The 5,891-nt window shown below is 68.7% G+C and carries 5 protein-coding genes; 1 reads left to right on the plus strand and 4 read right to left on the minus strand.

The genetic code is table 11. The features are described 5' to 3' along the window. Window positions 1–204 (plus strand): PNPOx family protein (locus tag ACRDUX_RS26395; RefSeq protein WP_526418073.1); only part of this gene is annotated, 204 nt, incomplete at its 5' end. Here ACRDUX_RS26395 and ACRDUX_RS26400 read toward each other — a convergent pair. The 4 genes from ACRDUX_RS26400 to ACRDUX_RS26415 form a co-directional block, all read right to left on the minus strand. Next, entirely contained in the window at window positions 171–815 is a 645-nt protein-coding gene (locus ACRDUX_RS26400; RefSeq protein WP_526418075.1) for an Rv0804 family intramembrane glutamic endopeptidase, read from the minus strand. The two genes, ACRDUX_RS26395 and ACRDUX_RS26400, sit on opposite strands and share 34 nt — an antisense overlap. Continuing rightward, entirely contained in the window at window positions 815–2,578 is a 1,764-nt protein-coding gene (locus ACRDUX_RS26405) for an alpha/beta hydrolase (protein WP_526418077.1), read from the minus strand. The genes ACRDUX_RS26400 and ACRDUX_RS26405 overlap by 1 nt, the downstream gene beginning before the upstream one ends. After that, window positions 2,575–4,848, minus strand: coding sequence for a phosphoribosylformylglycinamidine synthase subunit PurL (gene purL, locus ACRDUX_RS26410; protein WP_526418080.1), 2,274 nt, complete (start codon window positions 4,846–4,848; stop codon window positions 2,575–2,577). The genes ACRDUX_RS26405 and purL overlap by 4 nt, the downstream gene beginning before the upstream one ends. A gap of 20 nt (window positions 4,849–4,868) precedes the next feature. Continuing rightward, on the minus strand, window positions 4,869–5,891 hold a 1,023-nt coding region (locus tag ACRDUX_RS26415), incomplete at its 5' end, for a cation:proton antiporter domain-containing protein (protein ID WP_526418079.1).

A 5,891-nucleotide genomic window follows, 5' to 3' on the forward strand; every position in this document is an offset into this window, starting at 1 on the left:
GTCTCGAGAGACCCGTGGCGGGTGCGGTGTCTGGAGATCCGCGGCATCGCCGTGCAGGCGGACGTGCGGCCCGCGACCGGAGCGGCAGGCGACGAACTCGACCGCGCCATCATCCGGATCACCCCACGCAAGATCATCGGCTTCGGCATCGACGACACCGACACCGACCCTCACCTGCTCGAGGTGGACAGTCGCGAGGTCTGATTCTTGACGAGCAGCGCGGCCACGGCGCCTGCTTCGTTGATCGCGAGATGCGCGAGCATGGGCGCGACGAGGCTGCCCGTGCGGTCGTGCAGCCACCCGAGCGCCCAGCCGGCCACCCCGGTGACGAGCACCGTCCCGCCGACGGACTCACCGGCTCCCCTGGCGTCCGCGACGTGCGACAGTCCGAAGGCAGTCGCCTGCAGCACCCGGCCCAGATGGGGGCCGAACGCCTGCGCCGCAACGGTTCCCAGCGCACCTCGGAAGGCAGCCTCCTCCGACCAGACCGTGCCGATCGGGATGCGGATCAGAAGCCAGCCGGCTGCTGGCCGTGGCAGCTCGCGCTCGCCCATGGCGTGCCGGACGGGCGGCAGGGCCGTCGACGAGCCACCGGCGGCGGCCACGGCTCCGGCGACCGCGAAGCCAAGGCGCCCGCCGCGCCAGAGGGCAGGTGGTCGCAACCCGAGCGGCGCCCCGGCCGAGGAGACCAGCACGCCGCCGAGGGCCGCCTGGATGGGCACCAGCCAGCGGGCGGGGAGCCTGGGCGCCACCAGCCCGCTCCAGCCGATCAGAGCGGTGGCCAGGATCAGCGCCCGGATCCCGTTGCGCGGCACTAGTACTCGTTCCCGGCGTTCTGCACCGCTGCGCGCACGCGTCGGGTGTCGGCGTCGGTCCAGCCGTCCGGCGGAATGACGGCGACCCACCCGTCGAGCATGGAGTCGCCGTAGTTGTGGCCGTGCCCGGCTGGCACGCTGGAGGCATTGGTCATGTCGGCGCTGACCTGCCAGAAGCTGATGATCGGATACCACCGCATCGATGTCGTGCGGTCCGCGCCCGGCGGCTCGACGAGCCAATCCGGCCGGGAGAAGACGAGATTCGGCGACCACCAGACGATCGGGTCGGAGGCGTGCTGCAGGAACAGGACGCGGGTGCCCTGCCACTCCGGCTTGGCGACGTCGGCGATGTCGGCACCGCTGGTCGCTTGGGAGAATCGCACCGTGCGCCCGTTGTCATAGCGCGGGTCGACCTCGGGCGTGCCGGGGTCGCGTCGCTGCACCAACCCGCTCCACAGTGAGCTCTCGTGGGGCGGGCCCACCCAGAGCACCGCGGAGAAGTCCATCCTCGCGATGTCGGGCAGCCACGGGAACGCGGCCTGGCCGGCCAGCGAACCGAGGCTCTCCCCGTAGAGCACCAGCCTGGGCCGGTGCTCGGGCGGAAGCTTGGACCACCGGTCGTGGACGGCGTCGATGAGCAGGCGGCCCGATTCCCTTGACTTCTCCCGGTCACCGAGGAACGAGATCCAGCTGGGCAGATACGAATACTGCAGGCCGACGAGCGCGGTGTCGCCGTTGTACATGGTCTCGATCGACCTGGCGGCGACGGGGTTGATCCACCCGGTGCCGGTGGTGGGGACGATGACGAGGAGCTTGCGGTCGAAGGCACCGGTGCGGGCGAGTTCCCGGATGATGACGTCGACCCTGGCCTGGTCGGTGTCGGCGGTCTGCAATCCCGCGTAGACGCGAATCGGTTCCTTCGCGGGGCGGCCGTTGAGCTTGGTGAGCTCGTCGAGGTGCGGACCGGTTCCGACGAAGTTGCGGCCCTGGAATCCCAGCGTGGCCCAGGGGGCGAGTGATGTTGGGCTGCCGGACTTCTCGGGTCGGATGGGCTCGGAGACGCCATCGCGGGTGGTCGTGTTCTGCGGCTGGAACACGCGGCTGGCACCGACCAGGAAGCCGCGGTACAGCACGCCGTTGACGAGGGTGACCACCAGTATGACGACGATCGCCGTCCCGATGAACAAGGCGACCTCCTGGTGGAGGTGCCAACGTCGGATGAAGACTCTCGCAAGCAGTTTGACCGCGTCGATGAGCACCCGCGATGCGCCGACGCACGCTCCGCCGACCAGCACGGCGACGACGAGCGTCCGCAGGTACCCAAGGGTCGTGGGCCCCACCATGCCCATCTCCGCCGATACCTGGCGCTGCCAGGCGGCCGCGGGCACCAGCATCGACACGCAGACGATGATCGACACGACGACGATGCCGACCTTCACCGCGTTCAACGTCCTCTTGGGCGGCGGCCACCACTGTCGGTGGTGTAGGGCGAAGCGGTGGAAGCCCTTTGCCACGACGACGCCGATGGCGTAGCCGATCGACGCGGTGATGCCTCCGATCAACCCCTGGAAGAGCCAGTCGCGTGGCAGCAGCGACGGAGTCAACGACAGGCAGAAGAAGACGGTGGCGACGGCGACGCCGACGAAGTCGAGCCGGACCAGGCTCCACGCCCAGACCACCAACGGGTGGCGCTGGGTGAGCTGGCGGCGTTCTGGAGCGTCGGCGAGGGGTTCGCCGCTAACGGTTGGGGTCTCCGCCCTCACCCGAACAGCCCGGGCAGCACGCCCTCCGACGTGCGGCGCAATTCGTCGATCGTCACGGTGAACTGGCCTTGGACCTCTACGGAATCACTACCCTCGTCGACCACCCCGATGCGCTCGGCCGGTAGCCCGCGCGCTTCGCACATGGCGCGGAATCGACTCTCCTCGGTGCGCGGCACGGCCACCAGCACCCGGCCCGCAGACTCCGAGAAGAGCGCAACGAACGGGTCTGCGCCCTCGGGAAGGATTATCCGACAACCTATTTCGCCGGAGATCGCGGATTCCACGACGGCTTGAACGAGCCCGCCCTCGGACAGATCGTGCGCAGCGGAGATGAGCCCGTCGCGCGACGCGGACGTCAGGACGTCGGCGAGCAGCTGCTCGCGCGCCAGGTCGACCTTGGGCGGCAGGCCACCGAGGTGGTCGGCGGTGACCTGCGCCCAGATCGATCCGTCGAACTCGTCGCGGGTGTCACCCAGGAGGATCAGCGTCTCGCCGGGCTCGGTGCCGAAGGCCGTCGGGACACGTCGCCTCACATCTTCCAAGACGCCGAGCACACCGACCACCGGCGTCGGCAGGATCGCGGTGGTGCCGGTCTGGTTGTAGAAGCTGACGTTGCCGCCGGTGACCGGGATGCCCAGTACCGCACAGCCGTCGGCGAGGCCACGCACGGCCTGGGCGAATTGCCACATCACGCCGGGATCCTCCGGCGAGCCGAAGTTGAGACAGTTGGTGACGGCGACGGGCGTGGCGCCCGTGACCGCGACGTTGCGGTAGGCCTCGGCCAGCGCCAGCTGGGCACCCGTGTACGGGTCGAGGAAGGTGTAGCGTCCGGACGCGTCGGTCGACACGGCGACGCCGCGGCCGGTGGCCTCGTCGATGCGCAGCACGCCGCCATCGGCGTGTTCGGCCAGCACGGTGTTGCCGCGGACGTAGCGGTCGTACTGTTCGGTGATGAACGCACGGCTGCATAGATGCGGACTGCCAAGCAGCGCAAGCAGAGTCGCGCGCAGCTCATCGCCGGTCGAGGGCCGCGGTAGCGATGCCGACGTGTCGGCGTTCAGGGCGTCCTGCGTGTCGGGCCTGATGACGGGGCGCTCGTAGACCGGGCCCTCGTGCGCGACGGTGCGCGGCGGCACGTCGACGACCGTCTCGCCGTTCCAGGTGATCTGCAGGCGATCACCCTCGGTGACCTCACCGATGACGGTCGCCAGCACCTCCCACTTGCGGCACACGGCCATGAACGCATCGACGTTCTCGGGCGCAACGACGGCGCACATGCGTTCCTGCGACTCGCTGGACAGCACCTCGGCGGGAGTCATGAACTTGGCCCGCAGCGGCACCTTTTCGAGCTCGATGGACATGCCGCCGTCACCTGCCGACGCGAGTTCGGAAGTGGCGCAGGACAATCCGGCTCCGCCAAGATCCTGGATGCCGATCACCAGGCCCGCCGCATACAGTTCGAGACAGCACTCGATGAGCACCTTCTCCATGAACGGGTCGCCCACCTGGACCGACGGCAGCTTCTTGCGGCCGGGACCCTCGCCCTCGTCGCCGCCGAACGTCTCCGACGCCAGCACCGAGACACCGCCGATGCCGTCGAGCCCGGTGCGGGCACCGAACAGGATGATCTTGTTGCCGCTGCCGGACGCGAAGGCCAGGTGCAGGTCCTCCTTGCGGAGCACACCGATGCACATCGCATTGACTAGCGGGTTGCCCGCGTAGGAGGCATCGAAGACCGTCTCGCCGCCGATATTGGGCAAGCCGAGGGAGTTTCCGTACCCACCGACACCGCGCACGACGCCGTCGAGCACGCGGCGGGTGTCTGGCGCATCGGCGGCGCCGAAGCGCAACTGATCCATCACGGCGACCGGGCGGGCGCCCATGGCCATGATGTCGCGGACGATGCCACCAACGCCGGTCGCGGCGCCCTGATACGGCTCCACGTAGGAGGGGTGGTTGTGCGACTCGACCTTGAACGTCACCGCCCAGCCGTCACCGATGTCGACGACACCCGCGTTCTCGCCGATGCCCGCGAGCATCGAGGACCGCATCTCGTCGGTGGTGGTCTCGCCGAAATAGCGCAGATGCACCTTCGAGGACTTGTAGGAGCAGTGCTCGCTCCACATCACCGAGTACATCGCGAGCTCGGCGTCGGTCGGTCGACGTCCGAGGATGCCGCGGATCCGCTGGTACTCGTCATCCTTGAGACCGAGTTCACGGAAGGGTTGCGGCTGATCAGGGGTAGTAGAAGCTTGCTCGACGGTGTCCACTTCGTGGGATGACCCAGATGTCACCCGGCCATTCTATTGGCTTGGGTCCGGTGGAACGCGCGAGCGGCCGCCGGAGCGCCGATGCCGTGGATCAGCACACTGCCCAGCACGGTCACGACCATGGTGAGCAGGACCGCATGTTCGTCCCCACCGCCGAGCACGTTGAATGCCAGCAGGCCGAAGACGATCGAAGCGGCGCCCCGCGGACCGAGCCAGCCAAGCATCAGTCGTTCGGGCCAGGAGAACTTCGACCCGAGCATCGCCGCGGCGACGGGCAGCATCCGCACCAGCGTCAACGCCAGCAGGCAGAACACCACCACGCCGACCGTCAGGCCGGCCCGCCAGTAGGCGATCAACACGAGGCCGCCGAAGACGAACCACATCGCCGCCGTCAGCAGAAAGCTGAGGTCATCCACCAGTTCCAGCTCGCGTTCGACGTCCTGCGAGTGCCGGAAGTAGTGATAGGCGATACCGCACACGAACGCCGCGATGAAACCGTTGCCGTGCACTCCGAGGCTCAGCGTGTACGCCATCGCAGGAGCGGAGACGACGATGATGCGCTTCGACTGTTCGGTCATCAGGTCGCGCCGCTCGGCGGCGTTGGCGGCCAGGGCCAGGCCCGCACCTATGGCCAGCCCGAGGGCCAGCCCCTTGAGCGAGTGTGGGACCGCCTCGCCAAGGGCGGCCAGCGGGGTGTCGGCAGGCTCGTGTTCGCCGCCGGCGAGCGCCAGCGCGAAGATGAAGATCGGCGAGATGATGCCGTCGTTGTAGCCCGCCTCGGTGTTGAGCAGATCACGGACCCGGGCGGGGATCCGCGCGTCGCGCACGATCGAAGGGGCGGGGGAAAAGTCGATCAGCACCACGATGCAGGCGATGACGATCAGGGTCCCCCACGAGGTACTGGGTAGCAGCCAGAAGCCAAGCAGCACCGACAGTCCCAGGCTCAGCGGCAGGGCGATGAAGAGTAGCCGCATGGCCGAGCGCGGCTGACCACCGAACAGGCCCCCGCGGACGGCGGTCGCGTCGACGAAGAGCAGTACCGC

Source organism: Mycobacterium sp., assembly GCF_050701675.1.
Classification (GTDB): Bacteria; Actinomycetota; Actinomycetes; order Mycobacteriales; family Mycobacteriaceae; genus Mycobacterium.